The organism is Streptomyces sp. NPDC029836, from assembly GCF_055574495.1.
In genome coordinates, this window is record NZ_JBVHZI010000008.1 from 204,654 (window position 1) to 221,675 (window position 17,022).

General features: G+C 73.7%; 15 protein-coding genes and 1 pseudogene. 12 read left to right on the top strand and 4 right to left on the bottom strand.

Features of this window, described 5'->3' with window-relative positions:
* Window positions 1-13 precede the first annotated feature (13 nt).
* Window positions 14-934, bottom strand: a complete 921-nt coding sequence (locus ACZ4XJ_RS23595) for an NADP-dependent oxidoreductase (RefSeq protein ID WP_362878051.1) — start codon at window positions 932-934, stop codon at window positions 14-16.
* Window positions 935-1,003: 69 nt separating this feature from the next.
* The gene (locus tag ACZ4XJ_RS23600) at window positions 1,004-1,738 is read right to left on the bottom strand and encodes a DUF2470 domain-containing protein (RefSeq protein ID WP_362878052.1); all 735 of its coding nucleotides are present in this window, start codon (window positions 1,736-1,738) and stop codon (window positions 1,004-1,006) included.
* Window positions 1,739-2,325: 587 nt separating this feature from the next.
* On the opposite strand from ACZ4XJ_RS23600, the gene ACZ4XJ_RS23605 reads away from it, so the two are divergent.
* From ACZ4XJ_RS23605 to ACZ4XJ_RS23620, 4 genes and pseudogenes are all read left to right on the top strand, one after another.
* Window positions 2,326-2,721 carry a cell division protein SepF gene (locus ACZ4XJ_RS23605; protein ID WP_362878053.1) on the top strand — a complete coding sequence of 132 codons (396 nt, stop codon included), beginning with the start codon at window positions 2,326-2,328 and terminating at the stop codon, window positions 2,719-2,721.
* Between the two features lie 690 nt (window positions 2,722-3,411).
* Window positions 3,412-4,611, top strand: a complete 1,200-nt coding sequence (locus ACZ4XJ_RS23610) for an AAA family ATPase (RefSeq protein ID WP_468497325.1) — start codon at window positions 3,412-3,414, stop codon at window positions 4,609-4,611.
* A 152-nt stretch (window positions 4,612-4,763) separates the two neighbouring features.
* Window positions 4,764-5,096 (top strand): annotated as a pseudogene (locus ACZ4XJ_RS23615) (nucleotide pyrophosphohydrolase); the annotation flags it as partial.
* 122 nt (window positions 5,097-5,218) lie between these two features.
* Window positions 5,219-5,704 carry a DUF6099 family protein gene (locus ACZ4XJ_RS23620; RefSeq protein ID WP_362878055.1) on the top strand — a complete coding sequence of 162 codons (486 nt, stop codon included), beginning with the start codon at window positions 5,219-5,221 and terminating at the stop codon, window positions 5,702-5,704.
* A gap of 54 nt (window positions 5,705-5,758) precedes the next feature.
* Here the strand turns inward: ACZ4XJ_RS23620 and ACZ4XJ_RS23625 are convergent, their stop codons facing one another.
* Window positions 5,759-6,037: a hypothetical protein gene (locus ACZ4XJ_RS23625; protein ID WP_362878064.1), complete on the bottom strand. Its 279-nt coding sequence runs from the start codon at window positions 6,035-6,037 to the stop codon at window positions 5,759-5,761.
* 207 nt (window positions 6,038-6,244) lie between these two features.
* Between ACZ4XJ_RS23625 and ACZ4XJ_RS23630 the strand changes: the two genes are divergently transcribed.
* The 7 genes from ACZ4XJ_RS23630 (at window position 6,245) to argF (ending at window position 15,431) form a co-directional block, all read left to right on the top strand.
* Window positions 6,245-7,168: an LLM class F420-dependent oxidoreductase gene (locus ACZ4XJ_RS23630; protein WP_362878056.1), complete on the top strand. Its 924-nt coding sequence runs from the start codon at window positions 6,245-6,247 to the stop codon at window positions 7,166-7,168.
* Window positions 7,169-7,187: 19 nt separating this feature from the next.
* Entirely contained in the window at window positions 7,188-8,129 is a 942-nt protein-coding gene (mmuM, locus tag ACZ4XJ_RS23635; RefSeq protein ID WP_468497234.1) for a homocysteine S-methyltransferase, read from the top strand.
* Window positions 8,130-8,172: 43 nt separating this feature from the next.
* Window positions 8,173-9,690 carry a 3' terminal RNA ribose 2'-O-methyltransferase Hen1 gene (locus ACZ4XJ_RS23640; protein WP_468497235.1) on the top strand — a complete coding sequence of 506 codons (1,518 nt, stop codon included), beginning with the start codon at window positions 8,173-8,175 and terminating at the stop codon, window positions 9,688-9,690.
* Window positions 9,687-12,275: a polynucleotide kinase-phosphatase gene (locus tag ACZ4XJ_RS23645; RefSeq protein WP_468497236.1), complete on the top strand. Its 2,589-nt coding sequence runs from the start codon at window positions 9,687-9,689 to the stop codon at window positions 12,273-12,275. Before ACZ4XJ_RS23640 ends, ACZ4XJ_RS23645 begins: the two co-directional genes overlap by 4 nt.
* Window positions 12,276-12,566: 291 nt before the next feature.
* Entirely contained in the window at window positions 12,567-13,034 is a 468-nt protein-coding gene (locus ACZ4XJ_RS23650; protein WP_468497237.1) for a hypothetical protein, read from the top strand.
* A gap of 55 nt (window positions 13,035-13,089) precedes the next feature.
* Window positions 13,090-14,316 (top strand): arginine deiminase, encoded by a 1,227-nt coding sequence (locus tag ACZ4XJ_RS23655; protein ID WP_468497238.1) that lies wholly within the window; start codon window positions 13,090-13,092, stop codon window positions 14,314-14,316.
* 104 nt (window positions 14,317-14,420) lie between these two features.
* A complete protein-coding gene (gene argF, locus ACZ4XJ_RS23660) occupies window positions 14,421-15,431 on the top strand; it encodes an ornithine carbamoyltransferase (RefSeq protein WP_468497239.1) in 1,011 nt (336 codons plus the stop codon).
* On the opposite strand, the gene ACZ4XJ_RS23665 is transcribed toward argF, so the two are convergent.
* Complete coding sequence (locus ACZ4XJ_RS23665) at window positions 15,432-15,881, bottom strand: ATP-binding protein (RefSeq protein WP_468497240.1); 450 nt, start codon at window positions 15,879-15,881, stop codon at window positions 15,432-15,434.
* Between the two features lie 311 nt (window positions 15,882-16,192).
* Here ACZ4XJ_RS23665 and ACZ4XJ_RS23670 point away from each other — a divergent pair, with 311 nt between their 5' ends.
* Window positions 16,193-17,020 (top strand): enoyl-CoA hydratase family protein, encoded by an 828-nt coding sequence (locus ACZ4XJ_RS23670; RefSeq protein ID WP_468497241.1) that lies wholly within the window; start codon window positions 16,193-16,195, stop codon window positions 17,018-17,020.
* Window positions 17,021-17,022 lie beyond the last annotated feature (2 nt).

Consider the following 17,022-nt stretch of genomic DNA (forward strand, 5'->3'; position numbering starts at 1 on the left):
GGGGCGGGGCGCCTCAGACGGTGAGGACGATCTTGCCCCGGGTCCGGCCCCTGGCGCTCAGTTCCCAGGCCTCGGCGGCCTCCGCGAGCGGCAGGGCGTGCTCGACGTTGACGGTGAGCCGGCCCGATTCGGCGAGTTCGGCGAGGGCCGTGAGGTGGGCCGTGTCGGCCCGGGCCCAGATGTGCCGGGCGCCCTTGGACCCCGCGTCGTTGTCGGCGATGGAGATCACCGGGCCGCCCGCGCGGACCACCGACTGGAGGAGTTCGACGCCGCCCTCGCCGTAGAAGTCGAGTCCGGCGTCCACGCCCTCGGGGGCCAGCGCGCGGATCCGGTCGGCGACGCCCTCCCCGTACAGCACCGGTTCGGCGCCGAGGCCGCGCAGGTAGTCGTGGTTGTGGGCGCCGGCGGTGCCGATGACCCGGGCGCCGAGGGCGACCGCGATCTGTACGCCCAGCGAGCCGGTGCCGCCCGCCGCGGAGTGGATGACGACGGTCTGGCCGGCCGTGACGCCGGCGCGGGTGATGGCCTGGTACGAGGTCAGACCGGCGAGCGGCAGGCCCGCGGCCTGCTCGAAGGTGAGCCCGCGCGGTTTGCGGGCGATCGTGCGGACGGGGGCGGCGACGAGCTCGGCGTAGGTGCCGAGCTGCACCCATTCCTTGCGGACGTAGCCGTAGACCTCGTCGCCGACGGCGTAGTCGTCGGTGTCCGGGCCGACGGCCTCGACGACGCCGGCCACGTCCCAGCCGGGGATCACGGGGTGGCGCACTTCGAGGACCTGCCCGAGGAAGCCCGCGGCGAGCTTCCAGTCGACGGGGTTCACCCCGGCCGCCTTGACCCGGATCAGCACCTCGCTGGGGCCGACCTTCGGTTCCGGTACGTCAACCAGCTCTAACCGGGTGGGGGTTCCGTACGCGTTGTATGTGATTGCCTTCATGGTCATCCCAACCCGGCTGCCAGGTCGGCTATTCCGCTTTTCTTCGCGCGTGACGCCGTGCCAACGCCCTCAGGCGGGCAGCGTGTTGCGGTGGGAGCGCCGGCGGGCGGCGCTGAGCAGGGCCTGGATCTGGGCGCCCGACTGTTCCACGTCGTCCAGGGGCGAGGGGAACGCCAGCCGGACGTCGCGGTGGCCGCGCCGCTCCTCCAGCCGCAGGGTGATCCCGTACCGGTCGAGGGCGAGCGGCAGGGCCCGCACGACCGCGGCCGACGGTAGCGGGCTGACCAGCCGCAGCAGCAGGGTGACCAGCTCGGGGTGGTCGTCGAGGAGGTGGGTGAGCATGCCCGCCTCGTAGGGGGCGAGCGGGTCGGGCCAGGCCTCGTCCAGCTCCGTCAGCCCGATGTACGAGGTCCCCTCCGAGGTCTCCAGGACCGCCCGGCCGTACTCCACGCAGGTGCTGTCCCCGGGGGCCGAGTTCTCGTCGGCGTAGGGGGTGAGCAGGTGGCCCAGGACGGTGACGCGGGCCCGGACCCGGTCGCGCACCGGGGTGGGCGCGATGTCGGTGAACTCCAGCCGGATCGCGGAGCGGTCGTCGGCCGCGGGGGAGGAGTGTCCGGCGGCCGGCGCGGCCGGGTGCAGGTGGAGCCGGCCGAGCACGTCGCCGCCGTCGAGTTGGCGCACCTCGCTGCGCACCCCGTCGACGACCACCGTCATCGAGTGGGCGGCGGCCAGGATGGACCGGACCCGCTCGGCGTCGGTCGGCCGGGCGGCGGGCGTGGCGGCGGGGGCACCGGGCAGGCGCATGCGGATCTCTCCCTCTCGTAGTGAGTTAGGTATGCCTAACCTAACCTATTCGTTATTCGGGAGTACCCCTCGTACGAGCCGCCCGAGGGTCTCGGCGATGCGTTCGGGCGGGAAGCCGGGGGCGTGCCGCCTGACCGGGTACGCGCCGGCCCCGCGCGTGGGCGCGCCCCGCCCCGTACGTCGCCGACGCGAACCGACGACCCAACAGGACGCCCCGTGCCGGCGGAAGGTACCGCTCCGGATGTTCGACCGCGGCGGCGTGGACGACCCCGGCGACCTGGTGATCCGATCCATCGTCACGCCGCGGGGGTGCGCGTTCCGTGAGCAACCGCTCGGCGGCGGCCCGGATCCGGGCGCGCACGCCGCCGCGGCGGCCCGCGCGCGGGGCAGGGTGATCGGGGTGCGACGACCGGGCCGGGAGGCGGCCCGCCGTGCGCCCCCGGCGTCCGCGATGTCGCGTACCGTACGGACCTCGTCGCCATTGGTCAGGGCGGCGGCCCCACGTGCTTCGTGTCGCTGTTGGGCTGAACGGGTGAAACACGAGAGGATGGGCGGATGCACATGAAGCGCACGGCCGAGGCGGCCCGGTGAGCAGGTACGACGTCACGGACGAACAGTGGGAGGGACTCGCGCAGGTGGTGCCCCTGCGCAGTCGCAACGAATGGCCCTCCCGGGTGGACCACCGCACCATCCCCAAGGGTCCCGGGGCGGCGGCGGCCGAACAGCGGCGCTTCGTGGTGATCCGGGTCCAGATCTTCGCCGACGCGCGCGAGGTCGCGGAGTACCTGATCGCGCAGATCCCCGTCCTGCTGGACCTCACGGGCGCGGACGGCGAAGTGGCCAAGCGGATCCTCGACTTCAGCAGCGGCGTGGTCTTCGGACTGGGCAGCGGGATGCACCGGGTCGACAGGAACGTCTTCCTGCTGGCCCCGGTCGGCACCGAGGTCGAGGGAATCGCGGCCGCGGCCGTCCCCCGATCGTAGGAAGGTCGCGGCGGCGGAACGGTTCGCCGCGTCCCCGGGTGGTCCGGCGGCCCGTACCGTCCGGCCATGGACGTCACCTTGGACGTGCGCCGCCCCCCGGCCGCCGCGACCGAAACCCCCACACGCCCGACCGCAGCCCCGACGGACGCCCGGCCGCGCCCGACCGGCGCTCCGGACACCCCCACCTGCCCGACCGCAGCCCCGACGGACGCCCCGCCGCGCGGGGCCGGCGCTCCGACGGATACCTCCACACCTACGGCCGCAGCTCCGGCGGACGCCCCGCCGCGCCAAGCCGGCGCGACGGACACCCCCACCGTTCCCGGCATTGCCGCGCCCGCCGCTTCCGGCGCTGCCGCGCCCACCGTTCCCGGCGCTGCCGCGCCCGCCGTGCCCGCCGCTTTCGGCGCTGCCGCGCCCACCGTTCCCGGCGCCGCCGCGCCCGCCGCTTTCGGGGCTGCCGCGCCCACCGTTCCCGGCGCTGCCGCGCCGACCGTGCCCGCCGCTTCCGGCGCTGCCGCGCCCACCGTTCCCGGCGCTGTCGCGCCGCCCACGCCCACCGTTCCCGGCGCTGTCGCGCCGCCCACGCCCACCGCCCCCGCCTTCCCCGGCGCCGCCTTCCCCGGCGCCGCCTTCCCCGCCCCCGCCGTTCCCGCCCCCGCCGTTCCCGCCCCCGCCGTTCCCGCCCCCGCCGTGCGCGGCGCTTCGGCGGGGCCGACGCATCAGCGGCCCACCGTCACCGAATTACGGCTCTCCGCCTTCGCGTCGCACCGGGCCGCGGTGTTCCCGCTCGGGCCCGTCACCCTCTTCGCCGGACCGAGCGGCAGTGGCAAGTCCCAGGCGCTGGCCGCCTACCAGGCCCTGGCCGCGCTCGGCAGCGGAAGCCCGCTCGACGACGTGTTCCGGGACCCGGTGGCCCGGGTCCCCGAGACGGCCGTCCCCGACGCCGACGGGCGGCGCGGGTTCCGGATCGGCTGCACCGTCGACGGCCCCGTCGGACCCGTCCGTCTCGACCTCGCCGTACAGGCCGAGCCCGAACTGCGCGTCGTCGGCGAACGGCTCTCGCAGGACGGACAGATCCTGCTCAGCACCGCCCTGCGCGACCCCCGGCGGCGCTCCGTCCAGGCCGGCTGGTTCACCGGCGGCGCCGTCGGGGTCACCCGCGCCCCGTTCCCGGACGACCGGCTCGGCACCGCCCTGCTGCCCCTGCGCGTCGCCGGATCCACCGCCGGGCAGCGGCGCGTCCTGGCCGCGGCCGAGCAGGTGGTGGTGGCGCTGCGCTCGGTGTTCCCGTGCGACCCCCGCCCCGAGCGGATGCGCGGACCCGTCACGCCCGGCGAGGGCCGGCTGCGCGGCGACTGCGCCAACCTGGCCGACGTGCTGCGCCGGACCCGCCACGAATGCGGCACCCGGCACGCCCTGCTCGCCGCGGCGGCGCGCACCGGCTGCGCGGGCCCGGTGGCCGCACTCGACGTACGGGTCTGCGAGGGCGAACCGGGAGGCGGCGACGGCGCCTTCGGCGCGTTCCAGGCGGCGCGCACCGGCCTCGTCACCGGCCTGCTGGACCGCGGCCCGGGACGCCCCGCCACCGAACTCGGCCGGCTCGCGGCGGGCGAACTCCGCTTCCTGGCACTGGCCCTGGTCCTGCTCACCGGCCCCGGCGTGCTGGCTGTGGACCCGGCGGCGGAACTGCTGTCCGCCCGACAGGCGCTGACCGTGCTCGCCGACGACCTCGACCGCGGGCTCGACCGGCGCCAGAGCGCCGAACTGCTGCGGCTGGCCCTGCTGTCCGGGGCGCGCGGCCACATCCGACTGGTCGCCGCCATCGGGGAGGACACGGCGGAAACCGCCCGGGAGCTGCCGGGCGTCTCGGTGGTAGACCTGTCCCCATGAACGCCGTACCCATGGACGACAGTCAGGACTTCCCCGCGGACTGTTCGGAGAACTTCACCGCGTCCTCCCGGGAGGGCTCCCACGAGGCCTGCGGGGAGGCCGCCTCCGAGGACGCGTCGCGGGGGCCCGCGGGGGAGGAGCGGCTCCACCGGCTCCAGCGGCGGCTCGCCGCGTTCGCGGACGCCCGGGGCTGGGGTCCCTACCACACGCCCAAGAACCTGGCCGCGGCCCTGAGCGTGGAGGCGTCGGAACTGGTCGAGATCTTCCAGTGGCTGACACCGGAACAGTCCGCCGCGGTGATGGAACAACCCGAAACCGCAGACAAGGTGGCCGATGAGGTGGCCGACGTATTGGCGTATCTGCTGCAATTCTGTGAGGTCCTGGGGGTGGACGTGCTGGACGCGCTCGCCGCGAAGATCGAGCGGAACGAGGTTCGTTTCCCGGTGACCGGAACCTCGACCATTGATCGTCACTCTTCGGAGTGATGGCGTCGTCCACAACCACGTTTTGTGTCCACAGATTTCCGAATACCCCTGGCTTTACTGGCTCGTTGCCTTCACTCTGGGTAGTGGAGGACGGCGGATGTCGTGCGGACGGGGGACGGCATATGGATGCGGTACGGCTCATCGCGGCCGGCCGGCACGCGCTGGCACAGAGCGGGGCTGCGTGGGACATCGTGAGCGAGGCCTGGCAGGCGCAGGCGCTCGCCCAAGGAGTGGGGAGCTGGCTGGCGGTCACCGGGCCGCCGGAGCTCAGAGCGGAGGCACGAGGCCTGGGAGAAGCGGGAGGCAGAGGCTGCGGGGTGATCGACCGGGCGGCGCTGCGGGGCGAGGGCACCGCGCCGCAGCAGCCGCCGAGGGCGGCGCAACTGACCGGCGTGGCCGAGATACGTCCGGCGCTCCTGGGACTGCAGGCGCTGCTCGGCGAGGTCGGCATAGCACTCGTCGGAGTGGCCTGCGGGACGGACGACGAGAGCCTGTACTGGCAGTCCATGGAGTCCATCGACGCCGCGGACGAGTCGAGCGACCGGGTACGGGCACTGCTGCGCCGGATGACCGTCCGGGAACGCGGATCGGCCTCGGGCGTCGCCTGAGGCCGTCGCCGGGTTCGCCCGGGGTCCCGTAGCGGGCGACGGGACCCCGCACGGTCAGCGGGACCGGTCGCGGTCGCGCTCGTCCTCGTACGCGTGGTGGCCCGGAACGGGCGCGGCGGCCGGCTCGGCGCGGTCCGTGGCGTGCTGGAGGTCGGCGTCGAGCTGCGACAGGTCGGCGTTCAGCGCCGCCATCAGCTCCTCCATCTGCTGGAGCAGGCCCTTCGGGGCGCCGCCCGGGGCGGGAACCGCCCCCTCCTGGCGTGCGCCGTCGTGGGTCGCCCGGCCGGTCGGCGCGGTCTGGTGGCGGGTTTCCGGCACGGCCTCGTGGGACATGGCGGCCTCCTCGGCCCTGGGCCCTTCCCCGGGGGGAAGGGGGCGGTGGACGCACCGGACGGTGGGCCGCCGGCGCGCGGGCCGGCGGTCCGGCTCCGTCCGAGCCAACGATCCCCATCGGTGCCGGTCACTGGCGGGCCGGCGGGCGCCGCGTCGGGTTGACGCAGATTCACCCCGCGGGGGTGGCGGACGGGCAGGATGGGAGGCATGGATCTTCGCATTTTCACCGAACCCCAGCAGGGCGCCGACTACGAGACCCTCCTGACCGTCGCCAAGGCCACCGAGGACCTGGGCTTCGACGCGTTCTTCCGTTCCGACCACTACCTGCGGATGGGCTCCGCCGACGGCCTGCCCGGCCCCACCGACGCCTGGATCACCCTCGCCGGCCTGGCCCGCGAAACCAAGCGCATCCGGCTCGGCACGCTGATGACGGCCGGCACCTTCCGGCTGCCCGGCGTCCTCGCGATCCAGGTGGCGCAGGTCGACCGGATGTCGGGCGGTCGGATCGAGCTGGGCCTGGGCGCCGGCTGGTTCGAGGAGGAGCACAAGGCGTACGGCATCCCCTTCCCGGCGGAGCGGATGTCCCGACTGGAGGAGCAACTGGCCGTCATCACCGGCCTGTGGGCCACCGCCCCCGGCGCCACGTTCGACCACCGGGGCACCCACTACCAGCTGGAGAACTCGCCGGCCCTGCCCAAGCCCGCCCAGGCCAAGGTGCCCGTCCTCATCGGCGGACACGGCGCGAAGCGCACCCCGCGCCTCGCCGCCCGCTACGCGGACGAGTTCAACATGCCGTTCGCCTCGATCGACGACAGCCGCCGACAGTTCGCCCGCGTCCGGGCCGCCGCCGCCGAAGCGGGCCGCAAGGCCGAAGAACTCGTCTACTCCAACGCCCTCGTCGTGTGCGTCGGCAAGGACGACGCGGAAGTGGCCCGCCGGGCCGCCGCCATCGGCCGCGAGGTGGACGAGCTGAAGGCCAACGGCCTGGCCGGCTCGCCGGACGAGGTCGTCGAGAAGCTCGGCACCTACGCCGCCATCGGCTCCTCCCGCGCCTACCTCCAACTCCTCGACCTCGACGACCTGGACCACCTGCAACTGATCTCCGACCGGGTGCTGTCCCAACTCGACTGAACCACCGGGAGCCACCGACATGCCCCGTGCGACCGGCCCGCTCGCCGCCGCCCTCGCCCAACGCACCCTGCTCCTGGACGGCGGACTGAGCAACCAGCTCGCCGACCAGGGCTGCGACCTGTCCGGCGCCCTCTGGACGGGCCGGGTCCTCGCCGAACGCCCGGACCAGGTCGAGGCCGCCCACACGGCGTACGCGCGGGCCGGCGCCGAGGTACTGACCACCGCCGGCTACCAGATCGGCCCCGACCACCCGGACGCCACCACCCTGCTGCGCCGGGGCGTCGCCCTGGCCGACGCCGCGGCCCGGGCGGCCGACCACGAGGTCTGGGTGGCCGCCTCGGTGGGCCCGTACGGGGCCGTCCTCGCGGACGGCTCGGAGTACCGGGGCCGGTACGGGCTCACGGTGCGCCGACTCGCCGCCTTCCACCGCCCCCGCATCGAGGCGCTCGCCGCCCCCGGCCCCGGGGCGCCGGACGTACTGGCCCTGGAAACCGTCCCGGACACCGACGAGGCCCGGGCCCTGGTCGACGTACTGGCCGGGACCGGGGCCCGCGCCTGGCTGAGCTACACCGTCGCCGCCGGCCGCACCCGGGCCGGCCAACCCCTCGCCGAAGCCTTCGCGCTCGCCGCCGCGTCCCCGCAGGTGATCGCGGTCGGCGTCAACTGCTGCGATCCGGCCGAGGTGCTGCCCGCCCTCGAAGCGGCCGCCGCCGTGACGGACAAGCCGCTGCTGGCCTACCCCAACGACGGCTCCCTCTGGGACGCGGCCACCCGGACCTGGCACGCCCCGCCCCCCGGCGCCCCCTGGCCCACCACGGCCTGGCGGCGCGCCGGAGCCCGACTCCTCGGCGGCTGCTGCCGGATCACCCCGGACCACATCGCGCGGCTGCGCGCCGCCCTCGCGCGGGAACCGACGGGCGGCGGGGACGGCACCCGGCGCGACCACCCCCGACCGGAGTGAAAAGCAGTGGGCCGCGAGCGCGCCGGGACACATACTGAAGCGCATGTTCCTGACGATCAGCGCGACCGGCTCGACCGAGAAACCTGCCACTGACCTGGGCTTCCTGCTGCACAAGCATCCCGAGAGGACGCAGGCGTTCTCCACCTCCCACGGCACGGCCCACGTGTTCTATCCGGAAGCCACGGCCGAGCGGTGCACGGCCGCCCTGCTCTTGGAGGTGGACCCCGTCGCCCTAGTGCGGCGCGGTCAGGGCAAGGGCCGCGGCGGAGCCCCCGACTCCGCCCTCGCGCAGTACGTCAACGACCGCCCCTACGCGGCCTCCTCCCTGCTCGCCGTCGCCCTCAGCGGGGTGTTCCGCAGCGCCCTCAAGGGGGTGTGCGCGGCCCGCCCCGAGCTGCCGGGCCGGCCGCTCCCGCTGCGCATCGAGATACCGGTCCTGCCGGCCCGCGGCGGCGAGCAGCTCGTGCACCGCCTCTTCGACCCGCTCGGCTGGGAGTCCGTACGGACCGAGCCGATCGCGCTCGACGAGCGGTTCCCCGCATGGGGGGACAGCCGGTACGTGCGCCTCGTCCTCGAAGGCGAACTCAAGCTGGACGACGCCCTGCGCCAGCTGTACGTCCTGCTGCCGGTGCTCGACGACGGAAAGCACTACTGGATCGCCCCCGACGAGGTCGACAAACTGCTGCGCGCCGGAGACGGTTGGCTGGCCGCGCACCCCGAGCACGCACTCATCACCGCCCGCTACCTGGCCCGTCACAAGCGCCTCACCCAGGACGCCCTGGAGCGCCTGGAACTGGCCCGGCTGGCCGAAGCCGACGGCAGCGAGGTCGAGGAGCTCGACAACGCGATCGACGAGTCCCGGGACACCGAGGACCGGCCGGTGCCGCTCGCCGTCCGGCGCCGCGACGCCATCCTGGCCGCGCTGCGCGCCGCCGGCGCGGCCCGCGTCCTGGACCTGGGCTGTGGCCAGGGCCAGCTGGTCCAGGCCCTGCTCAAGGACGTCTCGTTCACCGAGATCGTCGGCGTCGACGTGTCGATGCGGGCCCTGGGCACCGCCGCCAAGCGGCTGCGGCTGGAGCGGATGGGGGAGCGGCAGGCCTCCCGCGTCCGGCTGCTGCAGGGCTCGCTCGCCTACACCGACAAGCGGCTCGTCGGCTACGACGCGGCGGTGCTCAGCGAGGTCATCGAGCACCTCGACCTGCCGAGGCTGCCCGCGCTGGAGTACGCCGTCTTCGGCGCGGCCCGCCCGCGCACCGTCATCGTGACCACCCCGAACGTCGAGTACAACGTCCGCTGGGAGTCCCTGCCCGCCGGGCACGTCCGCCACCGCGACCACCGCTTCGAGTGGACCCGGGAGGAGTTCCGCACCTGGGCCGGCGAGGTCGCCGACCGGTACGGGTACACCGTTGTCCACCTGCCCGTCGGGGACGACGACCCCGAGGTCGGGCCGCCGACCCAGATGGCGGTCCTCACCCAGGCGCACGGCGCCCCGGACGCCATCAACACCACGACCGGCACCACCACCACCACCGAGACCCCGAAGGAGGGCGAGGCGGCATGAGCGTCACCGAGACCCCCCGCGGCACCCGTCGCGTACTTCCCGTCACCGACCTGTCCCTCGTCGTGCTGATCGGGGCCACCGGATCGGGCAAGTCCACCTTCGCCCGCACGCACTTCAAGCCGACCGAGGTCCTCTCCTCCGACTTCTGCCGCGGCCTGGTCGCCGACGACGAGAACGACCAGAGCGCCAGCAAGGACGCCTTCGAGGTCCTGCACCACATCGCCGGCAAGCGCCTCGCCGCCGGACGCCTCACCGTCGTCGACGCCACCAGCGTCCAGGCCGAGGCCCGCCGCGGGCTGGTCGCCCTGGCCCGCGCACACGACGTGCTGCCCATCGCCATCGTCCTCGACCTGCCCGAGGCGGTCTGCGCCGAACGCAACGCCGCCCGCCCCGACCGGGCCGGCCTGCCGCGCCGGGTCATCCAGCGCCACCGCAGCGAGCTGCGCCGTTCGCTGCGCGGACTGGAGCGCGAGGGCTTCCGCAAGGTGCACGTCCTGCGCTCCGTGGAGGAGGTCGAGTCGGCCGAGGTGGTGCTGGAGAAGCGCTTCAACGACCTCACCCACCTCACCGGCCCCTTCGACATCATCGGTGACATCCACGGCTGTTCCTCCGAGCTGGAGACCCTGCTCACCAAGCTCGGCTACCGCGACGGCGTCCACCCCGAGGGCCGCACCGCCGTCTTCGTGGGCGACCTCGTCGACCGCGGCCCGGACAGCCCCGGCGTCCTGCGCCGCGTGATGGGCATGGTCGCCTCCGGCCACGCCCTGTGCGTCCCCGGGAACCACGAGAACAAGCTCGGCCGTTACCTGAAGGGCTCCAAGGTCCAGCAGACCCACGGCCTCGCCGAGACGATCGAGCAGCTCGGGCGCGAGTCCGAGGAGTTCGTCAAGGAGGTACGGGAGTTCATCGCCGGCCTGGTCAGCCACTACGTCCTCGACGGCGGCCGACTGGTGGTCTGTCACGCCGGGCTGCCCGAGAAGTACCACGGCCGCACCTCCGGCCGGGTCCGCTCGCACGCGCTGTACGGCGAGACCACCGGCGAGACCGACGAGTTCGGCCTGCCCGTGCGCTACCCGTGGGCCGAGGACTACCGCGGCAAGGCCGTCGTCGTCTACGGCCACACCCCCGTCCCGAACACCAGCTGGATCAACAACACCATCTGCCTCGACACCGGAGCCGTCTTCGGCGGCCGGATGACCGCCCTGCGCTGGCCGGAGCGCGAACTGGTCGACGTACCGGCCGAGAAGGTCTGGTACGAGCCGGTCAAGCCGCTCGTCACCGAGGTCCCGGGCGGACACGACGGCCGTCCGCTCGACCTCGCCGACGTCCACGGTCGCCGGATCGTGGAGACCCGGCACGTGGGCAACGTCAACGTCCGCGAGGAGAACGCGGCCGCCGCCCTGGAGGTCATGAGCCGCTTCGCCGTGGACCCCCGACTGGTGCCCTACCTCCCGCCCACCATGGCGCCGACCGCCACCGCGAAGGACGACGCCCGCGCCGGAGCCGACGGCGGGTCCTTCCTGGAGCACCCGACCGAGGCCTTCGCCCAGTACCGCGCCGACGGCGTCGAGCGCGTCGTGTGCGAGGAGAAGCACATGGGCTCCCGCGCCACCGTCCTGCTGTGCCGCGACGCGGCCACCGCCCGCGGGCGGTTCGGCGTGAGCAGCGGGGTCACCGGCTCCCTCTACACCCGCACCGGCCGACCCTTCTTCCAGGAGACCGAGGTCACCGAGGAGTTCCTCGGCCGGCTGCGCGCCGCCGTCGACGCCGCCGGGCTCTGGGAGGAGTTGGACACGGACTGGCTGCTCCTCGACGGGGAGCTGCTGCCCTGGTCGCTGAAGTCCACCGGCCTGCTCCGCAACCAGTACGCCGCCGTCGGCGCCGCCGCGCGCGCCGTCTTCCCGGACGCCGTGGCCGCGCTGGAGGCGGCCGCCGCCCGGGGCGTGGCGACCGGCCCGCTGCTGGAGCGGCAGCGGGGCAGGGCCGCCGACGCCGCCGCCTTCACCGAGGCGTACCGGCGCTACTGCTGGACCACCGAGGGGCTGGACGGCGTACGGTTCGCGCCGTTCCAGCTGCTCGCGGTGGCCGGGCGCTCCCTGGCCGCCGTACCGCACGACGAGCAGTTGGCCTGGCTGGACCGGCTCGCGTCGGCGGACGAGGAGGCCGGTATCGGCCTGCTGCGCCGCACCGGCCGGGTGTTCGTGGACACCGGCGACGAGGCGTCGGTGAAGGCGGCCACCGACTGGTGGCTCGATCTGACGGCGACGGGCGGCGAGGGCATGGTCGTCAAGCCGCTCCAGGCGTATGCCCGCGACGGCAAGGGCCGGTTGGTCCAGCCCGGCGTCAAGGTCCGCGGCCGTGAGTACCTGCGGATCATCTACGGGCCGGAGTACACCCGCCCCGACCACTTGGAGCGCCTGCGCGGCCGGTTCCTCGGGCACAAGCGCTCCCTGGCCCTGCGCGAGTACGCGCTGGGGCTGGAGGCCCTGGACCGGCTGGCGGCCGGGGAGCCGCTGTGGCGGGTCCACGAGGCCGTCTTCGCGGTCCTCGCCCTGGAGTCGGAGCCGGTCGACCCCCGGCTGTGAGGGCGCGGGGCGCCGGGCGGACCCCGGGGCCGGTCCGGGGCCCGCCCGGCGCCCGCGGCCGGCCGGACCCTGCACCGACGGGCGTTCCCCTGGCGCCGGCTCACTTACGCGGCCGCGCCCGGCCCCGTACACACGATGCCCGCCAAGTAGGCCGTATGGGGGAACTTGTGGGGAGAACGCCGGGGAAACCCCCGGCGGGATCGTTCATCCAGGGCAGCGGAATGTCCGCGACCCTGGAAGGACGGAACGTCACTTATGAAGATGACCGCGCGCGGAAGCCTTGCGGCACTCATGACCTGCATGGCCGCGGCCGGTGCGGCCTCACCGGCCGTCGCCCAGTCGGTTCCGGTGGGTGTCCCGTTGGACGCCGTGGAGACCACGCTGGGCGTGGCCACCCCGCGCGTGGCCACCTCGGTGCCGGTCCCGGTCGTCGGCGCCCCCGAGGCGCCCCGCCACCACACCGGCGACCTGCTCCCGACCCCACTGATCCCGGTGGTGCCCATCGGCACCGACCTCGGCGGCACGAACGTCACCTCGCCGGTGCCGAACCTGGCGGGCACTCCCGAGACGGACGGCGAGGGGTCCCTGGAGTCCCCGGCTACGACCCTGTTGGCCCGGAGCCCCGGTGCGATCGTCGGCGCCCCGCTGTCGATGCCCGACGGCGGCAACTACGGGATCCCGAACCTGACGACGCCCAAGTTGGGCCTGACGACCCCGGAGTTGATCGGCGCCCCGACCGCGCTTCTCGGACTGCGCTGAGACCGCTGGGCCGCAGCGCGTTCGAAAGGCGGCCCGGTCTGGGAACGTGTAGGGCATGGGATTCCATGTCGACTCCGAGACCGGGCGGCTTCGCCGCGTCATCCTCCACCGGCCCGACCTGGAGCTGAAGCGGCTCACACCGACCAACAAGGACGCACTGCTCTTCGACGACGTGCTGTGGGTGCGCAGGGCCCGTCAGGAACACGACGGCTTCGCCGACGTCCTGCGTGACCGGGGCGTCGCCGTGCACCTGTTCGGCGACCTGCTGCGGGAGTCCCTCGGGATCACCGAGGCGCGACACCTCGTACTGGACCGGGTCTTCGACGAGAAGGAGTACGGGCCGCTCGCCACCGACCACCTGCGAGCGGCGTTCGACGGGCTCTCCCCGGGCGACCTGGCCGAGGCGCTCGTCGGCGGCATGACCAAGCGGGAGTTCCTGGAGCGGCACCCCGAACCGGTGTCGGTGCGCTTCCACGCGCTGGACCTCGACGACTTCCTGCTGGGGCCGTTGCCCAACCACCTCTTCACCCGGGACACCTCCGCCTGGATCTACGACGGGGTGTCGATCAACGCGATGCGCTGGCCGGCCCGGCAGCGCGAGACCGTCCACTTCGAGGCGATCTACCGGCACCACCCGCTGTTCACCGGCTCCGGCGCCTTCCACTACTGGTCGCAGGGGCAGTCCGACTACCCGTCGACGATCGAGGGCGGGGACGTCCTGGTCATCGGCAACGGCGCCGTGCTGATCGGGATGAGCGAGCGCACCACCCCGCAGGCGGTGGAGATGCTCGCGCGGGGACTGTTCGCCGCCGGGTCGGCGACCGTCATCGTCGCGCTCGACATGCCCAAGCGGCGGGCCTTCATGCACCTCGACACGGTGATGACGATGGTCGACGCGGACACCTTCACCCAGTACGCGGGCCTCGGCATGCTCCGCTCCTACACGATCCGGCCGGGGGAGGGGAGCCGTGAACTCCAGGTCAGCGACCACGCTCCGGAGCACATGCACAAGGCGATCGCGGACGCCCTCGGGCTCGGCAAGATCCGCGTCCTGACGGCCACGCAGGACGTGCACTCGGCGGAGCGCGAGCAGTGGGACGACGGCTGCAACGTGCTGGCCGTCGAGCCGGGGGTGGTCGTCGCGTACGAGCGGAACGTGACCACCAACACCCACCTGCGTCGGGAGGGCATCGAGGTGATCGAGATCCCCGGCAGCGAACTGGGCCGCGGCCGCGGCGGGCCGCGCTGCATGAGCTGCCCGGTCGAGCGGGACGCGATCTGAACTCCACCGGCCGGCGGGCGGACTGCCCCAGGGGTATGTATATCAATACAGGGCGTCGTATAGACTTCCATCATTCCCTGTCAGCGTCACACTGGAGAGTCCCCATGGCCACCGACCTCTTCGGCCGCAGTTTCCTCAAGGAGCTCGATTTCACCGCCGCCGAGTTCCGCGGTCTGGTCGAGCTGGCGGCCGAGCTCAAGGCGGCGAAGAAGGCCGGGACCGAGGAGCGGCGCCTGGTGGGCAGGAACATCGCGCTGATCTTCGAGAAGACCTCCACGCGCACCCGCTGCGCCTTCGAGGTGGCCGCCGCCGACCAGGGCGCCGGCACCGTCTACCTTGACCCCTCCGGCTCCCAGATGGGGCACAAGGAGTCCGTCCGCGACACCGCCCGCGTCCTCGGCCGGATGTTCGACGGGATCGAGTACCGGGGCGACAGCCAGGCCGCCGTCGAGGAGCTCGCCGCCCACGCCGGCGTACCCGTCTTCAACGGACTGACGAACGACTGGCACCCCACCCAGATGCTCGCCGACGTGCTCACCATGACCGAGCACGGCACCAAGCCCCTGGAGCGGACCGCCTTCGCCTACCTCGGCGACGCCCGCTTCAACATGGGCAACTCCTACCTGGTGACCGGCGCGCTGCTGGGCATGGACGTACGGATCGTCGCGCCGAAGGAGTACTGGCCCGCCGAGGCCGTCGTGACCCGGGCCCGGGAGCTGGCCGCGGCCTCCGGGGCGCGGATCACCCTCACCGAGGACGTCGCCGAGGGCGTGGCGCAGGCCGACTTCGTGGCCACCGACGTGTGGGTGTCGATGGGCGAGCCCAAGGAGGTCTGGGCCGAACGGATCGAGGCGCTGGCCCCGTACGCGGTAACCACGGACGTGCTGCGGGCCACGGGCAATCCGGACGTGAGGTTCCTGCACTGCCTGCCCGCCTACCACGACCTCGGAACCGAGGTCGCGCGGGACGTGCACGAGCGGTACGGCCTGGACTCGCTGGAGGTCACGGACGAGGTGTTCGAATCGGCGCACTCCGTCGTCTTCGACCAGGCCGAGAACCGGCTCCACACGATCAAGGCCGTACTGGTGGCCACGCTGGCCAAGCCGCGCGCATAGTCATGCGCGGGGGCGCGGAACGCATGCGTCCGCGCCTGCCGCGGCGCGCGCCGCGAGGGTGAACCAGACGGCCTTGCCGTGTGCGGTGCGGCGGTGACCGCAGGCGGAACTCAGGGTCCGGATCAGCAGCAGACCCCGCCCGTGCTCCTGCCAGAGGTCCGGGTGCGTGTCGTCCGGCCGGGCGGTCAGGTCGCCCGGCGGGAACGGGTCCCCGTCGTGGACCTCGACCCGGCAGCCGTTCGCCAGCAACTCCACGACCAGCTCGATCCCCGCGCCCGCGACGGTGTGTTCCACGGCGTTGGCGACCAGCTCGGCCGTCAGCAGCTCCGCGGTGTCGCTGTCGGCGGCCGGCTCGGCCTCCGTGAGCGCGGTCCGCACCAGCGCCCGGGCGAGGGGCACGGCGGCGGCCGTGTGCGGGAGGGCGATCCGCCAGGCGGCGGGCTCGGGCACGACAGGCCTCCGTTCCGTGGGTGTGCGATGACGCGCGGGGCGGATCGTCCCGGCGCGGGAGGGACCGCCCGGTTGCGGGAAAGGGAACTCCCGGTTTCAACCATACGAACCGTCGGCGCGGCCCCGTAGGGCACCCCGTCCGAACGGCACGCAACCACGGTCACCGATCGCTCGGGACCTTCGTCGTTCCCCCCCGGACCGTGCCCCGCATCCGCGTGTGCCCCGGCCCCGCGCCCGCATGTGCTCCGCCCCGTAACCCACCTGTCGCGTTTTCGTGACGGCAGTCAATACTCGGTGATACCGTCGGTTTCGTGAGCCCCTTCACCGGTTCCACACCAGCGACCGAACGGTGGCGCCACCTGCGGGTGACCCGGCAGGACGGCGTGGCCACCGTCACCCTCGACCGCCCCGAGAAGCTGAACGCGCTCACCTTCGGCGCCTACGCCGACCTGCGCGACCTGCTCGCCGAACTGTCCCGCGAACGCTCCGTGCGCGCCCTGGTCCTGGCGGGCGAGGGGCGCGGCTTCTGCTCCGGCGGAGACGTGGACGAGATCATCGGCGCCACCCTCGCCATGGACACCGCCGAACTCCTCGACTTCAACCGGATGACCGGCCAGGTCGTCCGCGCGATCCGCGAATGCCCCTTCCCGGTGATCGCCGCCGTGCACGGGGTGGCCGCCGGGGCCGGCGCCGTCCTCGCCCTCGCCGCCGACTTCCGGATCGCCGACCCCACCGCCCGCTTCGCGTTCCTCTTCACCCGCGTCGGCCTCTCCGGCGGCGACATGGGCGCCGCCTACCTACTGCCCCGGGTCGTCGGCCTCGGCCACGCCACCCGGCTCCTCATGCTCGGAGAGCCCGTACGCGCCGCCGAGGCGGAGCGCATCGGACTGCTCAGCGAACTCGTCGACGAGGGCGAGGCGGACGCCCGGGCCGCCGAACTGGCCGCCCGCCTCGCCGCCGGACCCGCCCTCGCCCACGCCCAGACCAAGGCCCTGCTGACCGCGGAACTCGACATGCCGCTGGCCGCGTCGGTCGAGCTGGACGCCAACACCCAGGCCCTCCTCATGCACGGCCAGGACTACGCGGAGTTCCACGCCGCCTTCACCGGGAAGCGTCCGCCGCAGTGGAAGGGCAGGTAGCC

Bases quoted from the DNA above. Each gene is read 5' to 3' on its own strand.
- ACZ4XJ_RS23595 (WP_362878051.1), bottom strand. From the start codon at position 934: ATGAAGGCAATCACATACAACGCGTACGGAACCCCCACCCGGTTAGAG.
- ACZ4XJ_RS23600 (WP_362878052.1), bottom strand. From the start codon at position 1,738: ATGCGCCTGCCCGGTGCCCCCGCCGCCACGCCCGCCGCCCGGCCGACC.
- ACZ4XJ_RS23620 (WP_362878055.1), top strand. From the start codon at position 5,219: ATGGATGCGGTACGGCTCATCGCGGCCGGCCGGCACGCGCTGGCACAG.
- ACZ4XJ_RS23625 (WP_362878064.1), bottom strand. From the start codon at position 6,037: ATGTCCCACGAGGCCGTGCCGGAAACCCGCCACCAGACCGCGCCGACC.
- ACZ4XJ_RS23630 (WP_362878056.1), top strand. From the start codon at position 6,245: ATGGATCTTCGCATTTTCACCGAACCCCAGCAGGGCGCCGACTACGAG.
- mmuM (WP_468497234.1), top strand. From the start codon at position 7,188: ATGCCCCGTGCGACCGGCCCGCTCGCCGCCGCCCTCGCCCAACGCACC.
- ACZ4XJ_RS23640 (WP_468497235.1), top strand. From the start codon at position 8,173: ATGTTCCTGACGATCAGCGCGACCGGCTCGACCGAGAAACCTGCCACT.
- ACZ4XJ_RS23645 (WP_468497236.1), top strand. From the start codon at position 9,687: ATGAGCGTCACCGAGACCCCCCGCGGCACCCGTCGCGTACTTCCCGTC.
- ACZ4XJ_RS23650 (WP_468497237.1), top strand. From the start codon at position 12,567: ATGACCTGCATGGCCGCGGCCGGTGCGGCCTCACCGGCCGTCGCCCAG.
- ACZ4XJ_RS23655 (WP_468497238.1), top strand. From the start codon at position 13,090: ATGGGATTCCATGTCGACTCCGAGACCGGGCGGCTTCGCCGCGTCATC.
- argF (WP_468497239.1), top strand. From the start codon at position 14,421: ATGGCCACCGACCTCTTCGGCCGCAGTTTCCTCAAGGAGCTCGATTTC.